Annotated in this window: 15 protein-coding genes and 2 pseudogenes; 14 read left to right on the top strand and 3 right to left on the bottom strand. The window is 65.3% G+C overall.

Translation table 11 applies throughout. From position 1 onward, the window contains the following. Positions 1-43 precede the first annotated feature (43 nt). Together ACFOOR_RS15275 and ACFOOR_RS10440 are read right to left on the bottom strand one after the other, a co-directional pair. Positions 44-214, bottom strand: a pseudogene (locus ACFOOR_RS15275) (RsmE family RNA methyltransferase); the annotation flags it as partial. A 111-nt stretch (positions 215-325) separates the two neighbouring features. Next, positions 326-1,312: pseudogene (locus ACFOOR_RS10440) on the bottom strand (RsmE family RNA methyltransferase); the annotation flags it as partial. Between the two features lie 5 nt (positions 1,313-1,317). On the opposite strand from ACFOOR_RS10440, the gene ACFOOR_RS10435 reads away from it, so the two are divergent. The 11 genes from ACFOOR_RS10435 (at position 1,318) to ACFOOR_RS10385 (ending at position 10,926) form a co-directional block, all read left to right on the top strand. Further along, entirely contained in the window at positions 1,318-1,497 is a 180-nt protein-coding gene (locus ACFOOR_RS10435) for an aldehyde dehydrogenase family protein (protein ID WP_380214515.1), read from the top strand. Between the two features lie 38 nt (positions 1,498-1,535). Next, entirely contained in the window at positions 1,536-2,462 is a 927-nt protein-coding gene (gene ubiA, locus ACFOOR_RS10430) for a 4-hydroxybenzoate octaprenyltransferase (protein WP_343164311.1), read from the top strand. A gap of 80 nt (positions 2,463-2,542) precedes the next feature. Next, entirely contained in the window at positions 2,543-3,988 is a 1,446-nt protein-coding gene (locus ACFOOR_RS10425; protein WP_343164310.1) for a M16 family metallopeptidase, read from the top strand. Then, complete coding sequence (locus tag ACFOOR_RS10420; RefSeq protein ID WP_343164309.1) at positions 3,985-5,391, top strand: M16 family metallopeptidase; 1,407 nt, start codon at positions 3,985-3,987, stop codon at positions 5,389-5,391. The genes ACFOOR_RS10425 and ACFOOR_RS10420 overlap by 4 nt, the downstream gene beginning before the upstream one ends. A gap of 69 nt (positions 5,392-5,460) precedes the next feature. After that, a complete protein-coding gene (locus tag ACFOOR_RS10415; protein ID WP_343164308.1) occupies positions 5,461-6,120 on the top strand; it encodes a class I SAM-dependent methyltransferase in 660 nt (219 codons plus the stop codon). A 41-nt stretch (positions 6,121-6,161) separates the two neighbouring features. Next, positions 6,162-6,599, top strand: a complete 438-nt coding sequence (locus ACFOOR_RS10410; protein WP_343164307.1) for a MarR family winged helix-turn-helix transcriptional regulator — start codon at positions 6,162-6,164, stop codon at positions 6,597-6,599. Positions 6,600-6,658: 59 nt separating this feature from the next. Further along, positions 6,659-7,435 (top strand): enoyl-CoA hydratase, encoded by a 777-nt coding sequence (locus ACFOOR_RS10405; RefSeq protein WP_343164306.1) that lies wholly within the window; start codon positions 6,659-6,661, stop codon positions 7,433-7,435. Then, a complete protein-coding gene (locus ACFOOR_RS10400) occupies positions 7,435-8,352 on the top strand; it encodes an aminotransferase class IV (RefSeq protein WP_343164305.1) in 918 nt (305 codons plus the stop codon). Before ACFOOR_RS10405 ends, ACFOOR_RS10400 begins: the two co-directional genes overlap by 1 nt. Next, complete coding sequence (locus ACFOOR_RS10395) at positions 8,349-9,074, top strand: sulfotransferase-like domain-containing protein (RefSeq protein WP_343164304.1); 726 nt, start codon at positions 8,349-8,351, stop codon at positions 9,072-9,074. The genes ACFOOR_RS10400 and ACFOOR_RS10395 overlap by 4 nt, the downstream gene beginning before the upstream one ends. Before the next feature lie 82 nt (positions 9,075-9,156). Continuing rightward, positions 9,157-9,450: a GNAT family N-acetyltransferase gene (locus ACFOOR_RS10390; protein ID WP_343164303.1), complete on the top strand. Its 294-nt coding sequence runs from the start codon at positions 9,157-9,159 to the stop codon at positions 9,448-9,450. A 108-nt stretch (positions 9,451-9,558) separates the two neighbouring features. Continuing rightward, positions 9,559-10,926, top strand: coding sequence for a serine hydrolase domain-containing protein (locus tag ACFOOR_RS10385; RefSeq protein WP_343164302.1), 1,368 nt, complete (start codon positions 9,559-9,561; stop codon positions 10,924-10,926). Here the strand turns inward: ACFOOR_RS10385 and ACFOOR_RS10380 are convergent. Continuing rightward, positions 10,923-11,186 (bottom strand): hypothetical protein, encoded by a 264-nt coding sequence (locus ACFOOR_RS10380; RefSeq protein WP_343164301.1) that lies wholly within the window; start codon positions 11,184-11,186, stop codon positions 10,923-10,925. The genes ACFOOR_RS10385 and ACFOOR_RS10380 overlap by 4 nt on opposite strands. A 125-nt stretch (positions 11,187-11,311) precedes the next feature. On the opposite strand from ACFOOR_RS10380, the gene ACFOOR_RS10375 reads away from it, so the two are divergent. The 3 genes from ACFOOR_RS10375 to ACFOOR_RS10365 all read left to right on the top strand — a co-directional run bounded on the left by ACFOOR_RS10375 (position 11,312) and on the right by ACFOOR_RS10365 (position 14,623). Then, a complete protein-coding gene (locus tag ACFOOR_RS10375; protein WP_343164300.1) occupies positions 11,312-12,811 on the top strand; it encodes a UbiD family decarboxylase in 1,500 nt (499 codons plus the stop codon). A gap of 139 nt (positions 12,812-12,950) precedes the next feature. Continuing rightward, positions 12,951-13,169, top strand: coding sequence for a hypothetical protein (locus tag ACFOOR_RS10370; protein WP_343164299.1), 219 nt, complete (start codon positions 12,951-12,953; stop codon positions 13,167-13,169). Positions 13,170-13,318: 149 nt separating this feature from the next. Further along, positions 13,319-14,623 carry a hypothetical protein gene (locus ACFOOR_RS10365; protein WP_343164298.1) on the top strand — a complete coding sequence of 435 codons (1,305 nt, stop codon included), beginning with the start codon at positions 13,319-13,321 and terminating at the stop codon, positions 14,621-14,623. Positions 14,624-14,667 lie beyond the last annotated feature (44 nt).

Below are 14,667 nucleotides of genomic sequence, written 5' to 3'. Positions count from 1 at the left end.
TCGGCAAGGGCGGTTCACGCGCGATTGAACACTGTTCACGGATTTACGCCCAGTCGCCGCACACCGCCTGCCACAGCGTCAGCGCCGCCACCGCGGCTGTATCGGCTCGCAGGATGCGCGGCCCGAGACTGATGACGCGCACGAAAGGCAGGCTGCGCAGGCGTGCCCGTTCCTCCGGCGAGAACCCGCCCTCCGGCCCGATCAGGATGGCTGCCCTTAGCCCCCCACCCCTTCCCTCCCCCGGTGGGGGAGGGAGAGAAACGCTGTCAGGACTCCCTCCCCTTGAGGGGAGGGCCGGGGTGGGGTGGACTTCAAGCTCCGCACCGATCCGCTCGGCAATGCCCTCAGGATTGCTCGAAATCTCGTTGTTCCAGAACCGCAACACTCGATAGCCGTTCTCGTGGAACCAACAGTCTCGCTTGAAGTCGGATTCCTTACCGTGACCGCCACCGTCGGCTTCAACGATCAGTCGTGCCGAGAGACACGCAAAGTCCGCAATGTAAGGCCCGACGGCGACCTGTCGCCGGAAATGCAACCCCGGCCTCTTGAGCTGTTTCAGGATGGCCCAAAGCGCGTGTTCGGCCTCGGTCGGTCGTTCACGAAGGCGCTTTGCCTGGGCGAGGGTCCGGGTTTCGGAGAGCGGTCGCCCCCCACCCCGGCCCTTCCCCGATGGGGGAGGGAGTGAAGCGCCGTCCTGACTCCCTCCCCTTGAGGGGAGGGTCGGGGTAGGGTGAAGCGAGCGGAGCACCTCAATCGCCGGACCGGCGCGGCCCGTATCGCCACCCCAGGGCGCGTCCGGATCGTCGCCCGCCTCGTCGCAATAAAACAGGACGCGTGTCTCGTCCCAGCTATCGAGAACCCGGTCCAGGGTATCGGCGTCGCAAATCTCCGGGATATCCAGCCGTTCGGTCTGTTCCGCCGCCTCCTTGGCCAGCGCCTGAAAGCGGTCCGTCCGCACCCGTTCGGCCTGGGTGAAGCGGGTCATCACCGGGCGGATGCGCCGGACGCCCAGCTCAGTGGCCTTTTCAACGATGAAGTCCGTCCGCGCCTTCTTCACCGGCGCGAACAGCAGGTCGAGATCGGGGACGGGCTGCGCGGCGCGCAATTGCGCGCCCAGCGTGAGCACCGCCGCCTTGCGGCTCGCCTCTCTGACTTCCGCTTGCCATTCACCGTCGCGTGCGTTGAACACACGGACCGGATCGCCCGCGCCCCTCCGCATCACGGTCACCAGATAGTGCGTGTCCTCCTTGCCGAGGCGAAGCTCGCCGCCTTCGCGCAGCGGCTGATCGAGATGGAGGCGCGGTATGTTCATGCGCGATCCATAACCCGGATGGCGGCGAAGCGGAACGTGATGCCGCCGCGACCTCCGTGAACCAGAAAGTCGCTTCGACCCCGGAACTGCCGTTCGGCGGCGTGAAAGCGTCCGGCTATGGCCGCGAACTGGCGCGAGAGGGCCTGCTCGAATTCACCAACCGCAAGGCTGTGGCGATTAAGTAACTTTCCGCCCCGCCGGGCATTGGTTAACACTGCACGCGATGACACTCGCCTCAGACCGCCGCGTGGCGGATTCCGCTCCGAAAACCTGGGTCGACCGGATGCCGGCGCGTGTCCGGCCCTTCCTGCGTCTGGCGCGTTATGACCGGCCGGCCGGGTTCTGGCTGCTGGCGATTCCCTGCTTCCAGGGCATCGCGCTCGCCGCGGTCGGAAACGGGCTTGGACTCAATGACGCCTATTTCGCGCTCCTCTTCCTGGTCGGCGCGATCGCGATGCGCGGGGCGGGTTGTACCTACAACGACATCGTCGACCGCGAACTCGACCGCCAGGTCGCGCGCACACGCGATCGCCCGCTCGCGGCGGGCACGGTGACCCTGCGGGCTGCCTGGCTGTTCATTCTCGCCCAGGGCCTTGTCGGCTTTGTGGTCCTGCTCCAGCTGCCGCCGCTAGCGATCGGCATCGCGCTCGGATCGCTCGCGCTGGTGGCCGCCTATCCCTTCATGAAGCGCATCACCTGGTGGCCGCAGGCCTGGCTTGGCCTGACCTTCAACTGGGGCGCGCTCGTCGCCTATACGGCAATGACCGGCCTAATCGATGCCGCCGGGATCGCGCTCTACGCCTCGGGCTTTTTCTGGACGCTCGGCTACGACACGATCTACGCCTGCCAGGACATGGAAGACGACGCCCTGGTCGGGGTGCGGTCGACCGCACGGGCGCTGCAACCGAATCTGTATCTCTGGCTTTGGGGCTTTTACGGCGCATCGGCGGCCCTTGCGGGCCTCGCAGCCCTGCTGGCGGGCGCCTCGCCCTGGTTCGTGATCCCGTTCGCGATCTATGCCTGGCACCTGTTCGACCAGATCCGCCGGGTCGATCCGGCCTTCGGCGATCAATGCCTCGGCGTTTTCAAATCCAACCAGCTCACCGGACTGTTACTGGCCTTGGCATTGTCTGTCGCAGCGTTCATTTGACGCTTGGGGTCCGGCATGGCGTGATGGGACTTCATCTCCGCCGTCTTGAGGGTGGCGGCGGTCACTGGGGAGACTGAATTATGCGAATCCGGCTTCTTGCCGTACTCGGCGCGCTGACGCTCGCCGCCTGCGGCAATGGAACTGACGGCCCGCCTGCAGACGATCCGAATACCACGGACACCGGCACGCAGACGGGCGGCGCGATGGATAGCGGCATCGAGATCGATGTCAGCTATCACACGCTCGACAACGGCCTGCGCGTCGTTCTGTCGGAAGATCACACCATTCCGACGGCGACCGTCGCGGTCTACTACGGCGTCGGCTTCCGCAACGAACCGCAGGGACGCACCGGCTTCGCCCACCTGTTCGAACACCTGATGTTCCAGGGCTCGGAGAATCTCCCGGGCGGCGAGTTCGATCAGCTCATCTACAATTCCGGTGGCGTGAACAACGGCTCCACGCGCTTTGATTTCACCAACTACTATGAAGTCGTTCCCTCGAACGCGCTCCAGGCGATCCTGTGGGCCGAGGCCGATCGCATGGCCCGCCCGATCATCGATCAGGAAAGCCTCGACAATCAGCGCGACGTCGTCACCAACGAAGTGCTCGTCAACGTCCTGAACCAACCCTATGGCGGCTGGATCTGGATCGACCTGCCGATGCTCGCCTTCGAGAACTGGCACAATGCGCACAATTTCTATGGCGATCTAAGCGACCTCCAGGCCGCCCGGCTCGAGGACGCCCAGACCTTCTTCGACAACTATTACAGCCCGTCGAACGCCGTCGTCGTCGTGGCAGGGGATATCGACCCTGCCGCCACGCTGGAATGGGTCGAGAGCTATTTCGGGGACATTCCGGCGGGCAATCCCCTACCGGAAATCGACGTTACGGAACCGCGCCAGGAGGAAGAGAAGTTCGGTGTGAACCCGGACCCGCTCGCGCCGCAGCCCGCCCTCGCCTTCGGCTATCAGATGCCCGATCGCGGCACGCCGGAATACTATGCGATGGCCGTGCTCGATCAGCTTCTGGTGCAGGGCAATGACAGCCTTCTGCGCCAGGAGCTCGTGGTCGAGGAAGGCTACACGTCGGACGTGTTCGGCGGCATCAACCTCCTGGGCAATATCTACAATTACAACGGACCGATGCTCTGGACGGTCGGCATGATCCACGGCAGCGAAAACAGCCGCGAACAGATCATGACGTCGGTCGACACCGTCATCGAACGTGTCCGCACCGAGGAAATCACCGACGAGGAATTGAGCCGCGCGCTGACCAAGCTGCGTTCGGATTTCTACGGAATCGTCGATTCCGGTACGCGCTTCGGCCTTGTCGACCTGCTCGCCGCCTTTGCCCTGTTCGATGACGATCCCTCCCGCATCAACCGCATCGAGGAAGGCTTCGACCAGGTCACGCCCGAACTCGTTCTGGCGACGGCGCAGGAATATCTGCGACCGACCAATCGCTCCATTCTGGAAGTCGTCCCGGCCCCCTCGCAGCAGGCCGGTGAAGAGGAGGACGCGCAATGAACCGCTCCATCCTGATTGCCGGGCTGACGGCAGCCGTCTGCATCGCGCTTCCCGCCTTCGCACAGTCCGGGCCGCCGCGTCCGGAAATCGGCGAGCCGCGCCCCTTCAACCTGCCGGACACCCGGACCGTGGCGCTCGACAACGGCCTGGAGATGACCTTCATCGACTTCGGTCTCGCACCGATGGTGAACATCCAGGTCCGCGTCGATGCCGGCAATATTGATGACGGCGAGCAGACCTGGCTCGCCGACCTCACTGGCGCGATGATGGAGGAAGGTGCCGCCGGTCGCGCCTCCGACGAGATCGCTCGCGCCGCTGCCGCCATGGGCGGAAATCTCGATGTCGGCGTCGGCATCCATGAGACGACGCTGGCGCTCAACGTGCTCGCCGAGAACGGTCCGGAAGCCGTGGCGCTGCTGGCCGATGTCGTGCGCCGTCCGGACCTGCCGGAATCGGAACTCGACCGCGTCCGCCAGAACCTCATCCGCAACGTGACCGATGCGCGTTCCCGGCCGCAGCCGATTGCCAACGAGGCCTATGCCCAACTGCTGTACGGCACCGACCACCCCTATGGTCACACCTTGCCGACGACCGAGCAGCTGAACAGCTACACGATGGCCGATATTGTTCGCTTCCACGACGAAAACTTCGCCGCCGCGCGCACCCGGATCTACGTCGCCGGACGCTTCGACGAAGCTGCAATGGAGGCCGCGATCCGCGAAGCCTTCGGCGACTGGGAAGAAGGCAGTGAGCGCACGGCGGAGCCGATCCCGCCGCAACCCGGGCCCGTGGTTCGCATCATCGACCGTCCCGGCGCACCGCAATCCACCATCCGCGTCGGCTTCCCGGCCGTCGGACCGGATCACCCGGACGCGATCCCGCTCGCCGTGATGAATGCCATCCTGGGGGGATCCTTCACCTCGCGCCTCACGCAGAATCTTCGCGAGGACAAGGGCTGGACCTACTCGCCGGGTTCCGGAATCACCAGTCGCCCGGGCTCGGGCTACTGGACATTCAACGCCGACATCCAGTCCGCCCAGACCGCTCCGGCACTCGCGGAGACCTTCGGCGAGATCAACCGCATGCAGATCGATCTCGTGCCGGAAGCCGAGGCGCAGGGGATGCAGACCTGGATTTCGGGCATCTTCATCCTGCAGAACGCCTCGACCGGCGGACTGATCAACCAGATCGCCTTCCGCGATTTCTACGACCTGCCCGACGACTATCTCGAGACCTATGTCCCGCGCGTCATGGCTGTGACACGTGAAGACATCGCCCGCGTCACCAACGAATATCTCGATACGGACAATCTCGTCCTTGTCGTCGTCGGAGACGAGGCATCGGTCTCGGACGAAATCCACCTCCTCCCGGCCCTGTCCGGCGCGGAATTCATCGAGGACTGATCGCCCTTGCGATCGGGATGGCGGCCGGGTCCGGAAACGGATCCGGCCGTTTCACATGGGAGACCCGGCGTGATCCTGAAGCACGGCGAAACCCCGGCAGCGTTCATTGCGCGCGTGACAGGCATCCTCTCGCCGCCGCTGCTGCCGGAATTGCGTTTCCACCTTGCCGAGGAAACCGTGGCCCTGTGGAACCAGACCGAGGAGGCCTTGCAGGAACAGGGACTGCCGCCCCCCTTCTGGGCGTTCGCCTGGGCGGGCGGGCAGGCGCTCGGTCGCTATTGTTTCGACCGGCCGGAGATCGTCGCGGGAAAGCGCGTGCTTGATTTTGCCGCCGGGGGCGGTATGGCCGGCATCGCGGCAGCGCGCGCCGGGGCCAGCACGGTCACGGCCAGCGAGATCGACGCCTTCGCGATCGAAGCCTGCCGTCTGAACGCCGCTCTCAACGACTGCGCAGTCGAAACCGTCCTGGGTGACGTGACGCAACTGGACCGGCACTGGGATGTCATTCTCGCGGGTGACGTCTTCTACGAAAAGGGACCGGCCGAGCGCATCGACCGTTGGCTCTCGACACAGCACACACGCGGGGCGACGGTCCTGATCGGCGATCCCGGACGCAGCTTCCTGCCAACCGGCAGGCTGGAGAAGCTCGCCGAATACGACGTCCCGGTGACCCGTGATCTCGAAGACCGCGAAATTCGTCACGCCAAGGTCTGGCGCTATTTCGCCTGAGCTCTCTTTCGCAGGCGAAGGAATCGCCGCAATTTCCCGTCATGGCAAAGGCACGCGCCGTCGATCGGCGGCTCTTCCTCCTGATCGAGATCGCTGCCCGGCGCATGAGCCGGGATGCCGACGCCCGGTTGAAGACCGAGGCTGGTGTCAGCGCGTCGCAGGCCGCGGTGCTCTTCCTGCTGCTCCGGCGCGGCGATCGTCGCATGGGAGCGATCGGTGAAACCCTGTCGCTGAATCCGCCCGCCGTGACGGGACTCGTCAACCGCATGGAAAAGGCCGGTCTGGTAGCCAAGCGGACCGACGCCTCCGACCGCCGCGGCGCGCTCGTCACCCTGACCCCCAGAGGGCGGGACGCCGGGGAAAAGGCCGATGCCTCGCTCAAGGCACTCAATGCCGAGCTTGAGGAAGCGCTCGGCGAGGACGCTGCCGACGCGCTTCACGACGCATTGACGGCGATCGTTACCCGCACGGCGGAATAGGCGTTTTCGCTTCGCGCAACTCCCGTTAGTCTCCGCACCGAACCATGCGAGGGATGACGATGACGGATCTGGTGACGGTCGAGAACTCAGGCGGTGTGCGGACCATCCGCTGGAACCGGCCCGACAAGAAGAATGCCCTGACCCGCGCCATGTATTCGGCTGCCGCCGAGGCGCTGGAAACCGGTGACTCCGACAAGTCGGTCCGGGTCTTCGTGCTGGGCGGTCAACCGGGCGTCTTCACCGCCGGCAATGACCTGATGGATTTCATGGAGGCACCGCCGCATATCGGCGCGGCCGAAATGCCGCCGGTCGAGCGCTTCATGCGCGCCCTGCTCAACGTCGAAAAGCCGGTGATCGCCGAAGTCGACGGAGTCGCGGTCGGTATCGGCACCACGCTGTTGATGCATTGCGACCTCGCCTACGCATCCGAACGTGCGCAGTTCAAGGCGCCCTTCGTCGATCTCGCCCTCGCCCCGGAATATGCCTCCAGCCTTCTTTTCCCGGCCCGGCTGGGCCGGTCTCCGGCCTCCGACCTGCTTTTGCTCGGTTCGGTCTGGGACAGCGAACGCGCACTGCAGACCGGCATGATCGCCGGCATCTTCCCGTCGGGCACGCTGGCTGACGAGGTCCACCAGCGCGCCCTTGCCCTGGCGGCGAAATCGCCGGGTGCGGTGCGCCAGGCCAAGGCGCTCATCAATGCCGAACCGGAATCGGTCGATGCGCGAATTCTGAAGGAAGGCCAGCTTTTCGCTGAAATGCTGCAATCGCCGGAATTCGCAGAAGCGGCCACCGCCTTCATGGAGCGGCGCAAGCCCGACTTCTCGAAGTTCGGCTGATGGGCACCGGCGCGCACACCTATCTGCCCGATCCGCGCAACGAGGCGGTGAAGGTCTGGATCAACGGCACGCTGAAGCCGCGCGCCGAAGCCACGGTCTCGGTCCTCGATTCCGGCTTCGTGCTGGGCGATGGCGTTTGGGAGGGCCTGCGTGTCCATCACGGCCATGTCGCCTTTCTGGGCCGCCATCTCGACCGGCTCTACGAAGGCGCGAAGACGCTCGACTTCGACATCGGTCTGTCACGGGACGAACTCACCGCCGCGATCCGCGACACGCTCGAGGCCAATGACATGGTGTCCGGCGAGGGCGTCCATATCCGCCTGATGGTCACGCGCGGGGTCAAGGCGACGCCGTATCAGGACCCCCGGGTCACCATCGGTCCGGCCACCATTGTCATCCTGCCGGAATGGAAGACCCCGGACCCCGAGGTCGCCAAGCGCGGCCTGAAACTCTTCACCGTCCATGTCCGCCGCGGATATCCGGACGTGCAGGACCAGAAGCTGAACTCGCACTCCAAGCTGAACTGTATCATGGCCTGTATCCAGGCCACCAAGGCCGGTGCCGACGAAGCCCTGATGCTCGACCCGCACGGCTTCGTGGCGACCTGCAACTCGACGCATTTCTTCATCGTCCGGAAGGGCGAGGTCTGGACCTCGACCGGGGATTTCTGCCTCGGTGGCATCACGCGCGGTGTGGTGATCGAAATGTGCGAGGCGGCGGGTATTCCGGTCTTCCAGAAGAATTTCTCGCTCACCGATGTCTATGGTGCCGACGAGGCCTTCACCACCGGCACCTTCGCCGGCGTCGTCCCGGTGACGGAGATCGATGGCCGTTCGGTCAGCACCGGGCGCGGTCCGATCGTTGAACGCCTGCAGCGCCTTTACCGCGAGCGCATCGAACGGGAGTCGCGGGGATGACGATCCGCATCTGCCTGTGGTCGGGACCGCGCAACATCTCCACCGCAACGATGCGGTCGTGGGAGAACCGGCCCGACTGCGAGGTGTGGGACGAACCCTTCTACGGCCCCTATCTGCTCCAGACCGGCCTCGACCATCCTGGCCGCGATCACATCCTGCAATCGGTGCCGCTCGACGCGCTGACGATCGCGTCGGAATGCGCCGGTGACGCGCCGGGCGGCAGTCCGCTCTTCTTCCAGAAACACATGGCCCAGCACATGCTGCCCGGCTTCCGGCGCGACTGGATGGCGGTATGCCGCCACATCTTCCTGATCCGCGACCCTGCCGAAGTCGCCGCCAGCTTCAATGCCGCGGCCGGAGGCGTCACCGCCGATGATCTCGGCATGGCGGTGCAGCGCGAACTCTACGACGTCGCCTGCGCTCTCAGCGGCTATGCCTGGCCGGTTGTGGAGGGCATCGACGTGCTGCGCGATCCCGAGGGCATGCTGCGAAGGATCTGCGCGGCGGTCGACGTGCCGTTCGACGAACACATGCTGTCCTGGCCGGCCGGCAAACGCGACAGCGACGGGCCGTGGGCGCCGTGGTGGTATGGCCGCGTCGAAACCTCGACAGGCTTCGAACCGCCACGCACCAGCCCGCACGACTTCCCCGACAGCCTTGAACCGGTTGTCGCCGAATGCCGCCCGCACTTCGAGGCGATGCGTGACATGAAACTGACCTGACCCGGCGAATGCTGATCGCGAGGCGCTAGCAAAGCGCGCCGCAACGCCTACATGGGGTTCAGGCCAGTTGAGGAACAAACCCATGTCCGAGATTCACGATGTCCGCCACGAACAACAGGAAACGCGCGGGCGGTTCGTCATCGATCTGGACAATGGCGCAGAAGCTGAACTGACCTATTCGCGCGCTGGCGCAACCAAGTGGATTGCCGACCATACCGGTGTGCCCGACGCCTATGCCGGCCGCGGCATCGCTGGCCAACTGGCCCGGGCACTGGTGCGCGAAGCACGCGCGGCGGGCGTGAAGATCGTCCCGCTCTGCCCCTATGTTGCCGCCTGGTTCCGCAAACACCCCGAGGAAGCGGATCTTGTCGCCTGAACCCTGGCTCCGGCCCGTCAGGAAGTCTGCTGAATTTTCCGCACAGGCTTGACCCGGCTTCCCGCCGCCTCACACTGAGCCCTGTCTGAACGGCGACAGGGGAAATCGATGGGCCGGATATTCGCGTGGATCGGCGGCGGATTCGCCGCGGTGATCGTCATTGCGCTGATTGCGCTCAACGTGTCGCCGCTGGGACGGATTTATCTCTGGGCCGGGACCGGTCTGGTCGCCAAGCAGAATTGCTCGCTCGTCTTCGTCTCGGGGATGGAGGAGGCGCAGGCCAATACGCTTTACATCACGCCGCTCCTCGGCGACGCGGCCAGCCTGATCCAATACGAGATCAACCGGGAGGAGCGCGAGGTCACGGCAAGTGTGCTCGGCGTGTTCTGGCGTCAGCGCGCCGTCTGGCGGGACGGGCTCGGCTGCACGCTGGTCCACGGCACCGGCGATTTCGATCCCGACCTCGCGATCGAGAACGAAGCCCCCGTCTATTTCGACCTCGACACCGTCCATCGCGATGCCAATTTCGACACCGGCGCCTTGCAGGCTGCGGTCGATGCCGCCTTCGACGACCCGAACGGCACGCGCAACACGCTGGCTGTCGTCGTCCTGCACGACGGCCGCCTCGTCGCCGAGCGCTATGCCGAAGGCCTGACGCGCGAAAACCGTCTGCACGGCTGGTCGATGACCAAGACGGCGATGGTGACGCTGGCCGGCATCCTCACCGAGCGCGGCGAAATCGATGCCTTCGAACCGGGTCAGGTTCCGGCGCTTCAGGGCCGCGGCGAAGACGCCGAGGCCACAACGATCGACCAGCTTCTGCGCATGACGGGCGGCCTGGCCATCGCCGAGATCAACAACGGCTTCGACCCCAACTCCGACATGCTGATGACCGAGTCCGACATGGCGCGCTTCGCGGCAACCCGCGAACGCCTTCACCCGCCGGGCGAGCACTGGCAGTACATGAGCGGCAACACCATCCTCGCCACCCATGCCATGCAGCAGCGCCTCGGCGACGGGCTGGCCGAACAGGCGCGCGCCCTGCGCGACCTCTTCTTCGAACCGCTCGGCATGCATTCCGCGATCCTGGAACCCGACGAAACCGGCACCTTCCAGGGCTCGTCCTACCTCTACGCCACGCCTCACGACTGGGCGCGGATGATGCAGCTCTATGTCGACGATGGCCTGACGCGGTCAGGACAGCGCCTGATCCCGGACTGGTGGGACGACTACGTGACCACGCCGACACCCGGTTCGGAAGGCGATTACGGCTCCGGCGTCTGGCTGGACGGCGACTATCTGCCCGATGGCAGCTTCCACGCGCAGGGTTTCCAGGGCCAGTACGGCTACGCCATTCCGGAACGCGGCCTGGTCGTCATCCGCATGGGCGCAACGTATTGGGTCAGCACAGGCTCGCGCGACCTCGCCGTCGCAGTCGTCGCAGCCATGCGACCCCAGGAGATTTCGGAAGACTAGGACTTCGGTGGAATATCCGTGCGTTTCAATATCCGGTCGAAAGGATGCGGCACGATCTTTTCCGCCTTCAAGAGCCAGCGATTGAAACCGTGATGTTTTTCCCGCTCGCGCCGGACGACACCGCGCGCCGTGTCCGAATTCGCGATGATCAGCGACAGTCCGACCGCGATCATGATCAGGCCCACCGGTACGGGAGTCCAGAACAACGGGACCCCGCCAAAGATCAGCAGGATTCCCATCAGCTTGTAGACGGTCGACATGGCAGGCAGATGCGTGGCTCATCTGGCTAACGAATGACGGCAAGCGCGGTTCCGCCGCAGCCTCCGCGACTGGACTTGAAGCGTCAAAGGGGCAGATTGAGCCGCGCACCAGGAAGAGGCAGGGCATGGCCTACAAATCGCTGCGCGACTTCATCGAGATGCTGGAGGCCGACGGCCTTCTGAAACGCGTGACCGAACCGGTCTCGACCGCGCTGGAAATGACCGAGATCCAGCGCCGCCTTCTCGCCGAGGGCGGTCCCGCCGTGCTGTTCGAGAACGCGGTGCACGAGGACGGCCGCAAGGCCGAAATGCCGGTGCTGGTGAATTTGTTCGGCACGGTCGAGCGCGTCGCCCGTGCCGTCACGCTCGGCGGCACACCGCGCACTACGGCAAAGGAACTCCGCGAAGTCGGCGAACTCCTCGCCTTCCTGCGCCAGCCCGAGCCGCCGCGCGGCCTGAAGGACGCCATCGCCATGCTGCCCATCGCGAAGGACGTGATGGCGATGCGTCCGAAGACGGTGAAGAAGGCGCCCTGCCAGGACATCGTCCTGACCGGCGATCAGATCGACCTCGACCGCATCCCGATCCAGACCTGCTGGCCCGGCGAGCCGGCCCCGCTCATCACCTGGCCACTCGTCGTGACGAAGGGTCCGTCGGCCGATCGCGAGGACGATTTCAATCTCGGCATCTACCGGATGCAAAAACTGTCGAAGACCCGCACGCTGATGCGCTGGCTGAAGCATCGCGGCGGGGCGCAGCACTATCAGCGCTGGAAGAAGGCCAAGCCCGACCCCCTGCCCGCCGCCGTCGTTCTGGGCGCCGATCCCGGCACCATCCTCGCCGCCGTCACGCCCGTGCCGGACACGCTCAGCGAATACCAATTCGCCGGCCTCTTGCGCGGCAAGAAGGCCGAGCTCGTCGACTGCAAGACCGTGCCGCTGAAAGTCCCCGCCGAGGCGGAAATCGTGCTCGAAGGCCATGTTCTCCTCGACGAGGATGGGCCGGAAGGCCCCTATGGCGACCACACCGGCTATTACAATTCGGTCGAGCGCTTCCCGGTGTTCGAGATCAGCGCCATCACGATGCGCCGCGATCCGATCTACCTCTCGACCTTCACCGGCCGCCCGCCCGACGAGCCGAGCGTGCTGGGCGAGGCGCTGAACGAGGTCTTCATCCCGCTCTTCCGCCAGCAATTTCCCGAAGTCGTCGACTTCTGGCTGCCGCCCGAAGGGTGCAGCTACCGCATCGCCGTGGTGTCGATGAAGAAGGCCTATGCCGGCCACGCCAAGCGCGTGATGATGGGTGTGTGGTCTTATCTCAGGCAGTTCATGTACACGAAATGGGTCATCGTCGTGGACGATGACATCGACGCGCGCGACTGGAAGGACGTGATGTGGGCGGTCTCGACCCGCATGGATCCGGGCCGCGACATCACCGTGATCGAGAACACGCCGATCGACTATCTCGACTTCGCCTCGCCGGTCTCGGGCCTCGGCTCGAAGATCGGCCTCGACGCGACCAACAAGCTGCCCGGCGAAACCAACCGCGAATGGGGCGAGAAGCTCGACATGGACGAGGCGACGAAACAGCGTGTTACGGAGATGTGGGGAAGGTTGGGGCTCTAGTCGTCATTCCGGCGAAGGCCGGAATCCAGAACCCCGGTCAATCTGGACTCCCGCCTGCGCGGGAGTGACGGAAACGCTCGTTTAACCCTCCGCGCCACTTTCCCTCGCGCGCGCCACGCGCCCGCACCATTCTGCCGTCATGAACAGTGTGTCCTCCACCTCGCTCGCCGCGATGACGGCGGCTCAGGCACAGGTCGCGCAGGCGGCCCGTGCCGTGGCCAATCCGCGTGCCGACGAGACCGGCGTGATCGAGGCGATGGTGGCGATCAAGCAGGCGGAGGCCACCCACTCCGCCGCCGCCGCGATCGCCCGCACCGCCGCGGAGATGGAAGACCGCGTTCTCGACATCCTCGCCTGAACTCCTTCGAGGCGACACCCCCGCCTTCCGGCCGATACCTCTCCCCTGAGCGGCCGGAAGGCGGACCCTGTTTGCATCCATTTTGGAGCGTCGAGGCATCCACTCCCGAGAGGCACGCCATGGGGCGTTGGCAAACGGGGGTCCGGTTCATGTCACTCAGATGTTTTTGCGCCGCGATGAGCGCGCTCGCCTGCCTGGTTGGCTTCGGTGCCACCGCGCTTGCCCAGACAGGCGACGCCGACTGGAATGCCGACATGGACTCCATCGTGGCCACGCTGGAAGCCGAGCACCCGAACCCATACTGGCTGACGCCCAAAGCCGAGTTCGATGCTGCGGTCGCCGCCTGGCGTCGCGATCTGCCCGGCATGAACCGCGCTGAGCGCATTGCCGGGATGGCCCGAATCGTCGGCCTGGTCGGCGACGGGCATACCGCCTTCCTTCTCCATGACCTGTCGCACGGCGACAATACGATGGGACCGGGTTTCCGGCTTCTGCCCGTGCGGTTCGAACTGTTTGACGACGGTCTGTACATCGTCGGAGCGACACCCGCGCATGCCGGTCTCGTCGGCGGTCGCGTGGAGAGCTTCGGCGGCCTGCCGCCCGACGAGGCTGTAGGCCGCATTCTCGTGCTGATGCCGCGCGACGCGGTCGGCATTGCCCGGGAACTGGCCCCGGAAACCTTGATGCTGGCCGAGATCGCTGCCGCGGTCGGTCTGTCGGACACACCGGAACGGATCGATCTGGTCGTCAGCCGCAACGGTGAAACCGTCGAGGTCGCCCTCGCGCCTCTGCCGCACGGGTGGAACTACGAGTGGATGAACCACATGGATACCGGTCCCTGGGGACCCGACGGCGTGGCGGATTGGGTGACGGCATCGCCCGACCGCCCGGACTTCCTCGATCCGTCCGATCAGCTTCGGTCGCTCGACACCGATGTCGGCGGTGCCGCCTATTTGCAGATTTGGGATATTCGCGCAGGCGAGGACGGTTTTGATGCCGCCGGACGGGCGCTTGCCGCGGCCGGAGAAGCTTTCGACCGCCCGCGTGTCATCATAGATCTGCGGCGCTGCCGGGGCGGTGACGGGTCGCTGAATTCCGGTTTCGTCGACGCGCTCGCCAATTCGGCCGCGCTGAACCGTCCGGGCGGTATCATTGTCCTTACAAGCCGCCAGACCCATTCCGCGGCCATCATGCTGGTTTCCGAACTGGAACAGCGCACATCAGCGATCTTCGTGGGTCAGCACACTGCCGACCGGCCGAACCATTATGGTGAAACCAATTTCGCGATGACGCCCAATCTGGGCTTCGCCTGGGTGCATTCCAGCATCTATTGGCAGACCTCGACGCCGGACGATGCGCGCCGCTGGCGCGATCCCGATATCGCGATCCCCTACCGTTTCGCCGACTACGTCGCCGGACGCGACCCGGTCCTCGAAGCCGCGCTTGAATACTGAAAACCGGTCTCCCCGCGTCCTGGCCCCGTGACTTGAACGCCCGC

Source organism: Hyphobacterium vulgare, from assembly GCF_042643335.1.
In the GTDB taxonomy this organism is placed as follows: Bacteria; Pseudomonadota; Alphaproteobacteria; order Caulobacterales; family Maricaulaceae; genus Hyphobacterium; species Hyphobacterium vulgare.
The sequence above is the reverse complement of the archived record's forward strand: the minus strand, read 5'-3'. Positions and strand labels throughout refer to the sequence as shown.

Coding starts and splice junctions, on each gene's coding strand:
- ACFOOR_RS10365 (WP_343164298.1), top strand. CDS start 13,319: ATGTCACTCAGATGTTTTTGCGCCGCGATGAGCGCGCTCGCCTGCCTG.
- ACFOOR_RS10410 (WP_343164307.1), top strand. CDS start 6,162: ATGGCAAAGGCACGCGCCGTCGATCGGCGGCTCTTCCTCCTGATCGAG.
- ACFOOR_RS10425 (WP_343164310.1), top strand. CDS start 2,543: ATGCGAATCCGGCTTCTTGCCGTACTCGGCGCGCTGACGCTCGCCGCC.
- ACFOOR_RS10375 (WP_343164300.1), top strand. CDS start 11,312: ATGGCCTACAAATCGCTGCGCGACTTCATCGAGATGCTGGAGGCCGAC.
- ubiA (WP_343164311.1), top strand. CDS start 1,536: ATGACACTCGCCTCAGACCGCCGCGTGGCGGATTCCGCTCCGAAAACC.
- ACFOOR_RS10385 (WP_343164302.1), top strand. CDS start 9,559: ATGGGCCGGATATTCGCGTGGATCGGCGGCGGATTCGCCGCGGTGATC.
- ACFOOR_RS10390 (WP_343164303.1), top strand. CDS start 9,157: ATGTCCGAGATTCACGATGTCCGCCACGAACAACAGGAAACGCGCGGG.
- ACFOOR_RS10400 (WP_343164305.1), top strand. CDS start 7,435: ATGGGCACCGGCGCGCACACCTATCTGCCCGATCCGCGCAACGAGGCG.
- ACFOOR_RS10380 (WP_343164301.1), bottom strand. CDS start 11,186: ATGTCGACCGTCTACAAGCTGATGGGAATCCTGCTGATCTTTGGCGGG.
- ACFOOR_RS10405 (WP_343164306.1), top strand. CDS start 6,659: ATGACGGATCTGGTGACGGTCGAGAACTCAGGCGGTGTGCGGACCATC.
- ACFOOR_RS10420 (WP_343164309.1), top strand. CDS start 3,985: ATGAACCGCTCCATCCTGATTGCCGGGCTGACGGCAGCCGTCTGCATC.
- ACFOOR_RS10370 (WP_343164299.1), top strand. CDS start 12,951: ATGAACAGTGTGTCCTCCACCTCGCTCGCCGCGATGACGGCGGCTCAG.
- ACFOOR_RS10395 (WP_343164304.1), top strand. CDS start 8,349: ATGACGATCCGCATCTGCCTGTGGTCGGGACCGCGCAACATCTCCACC.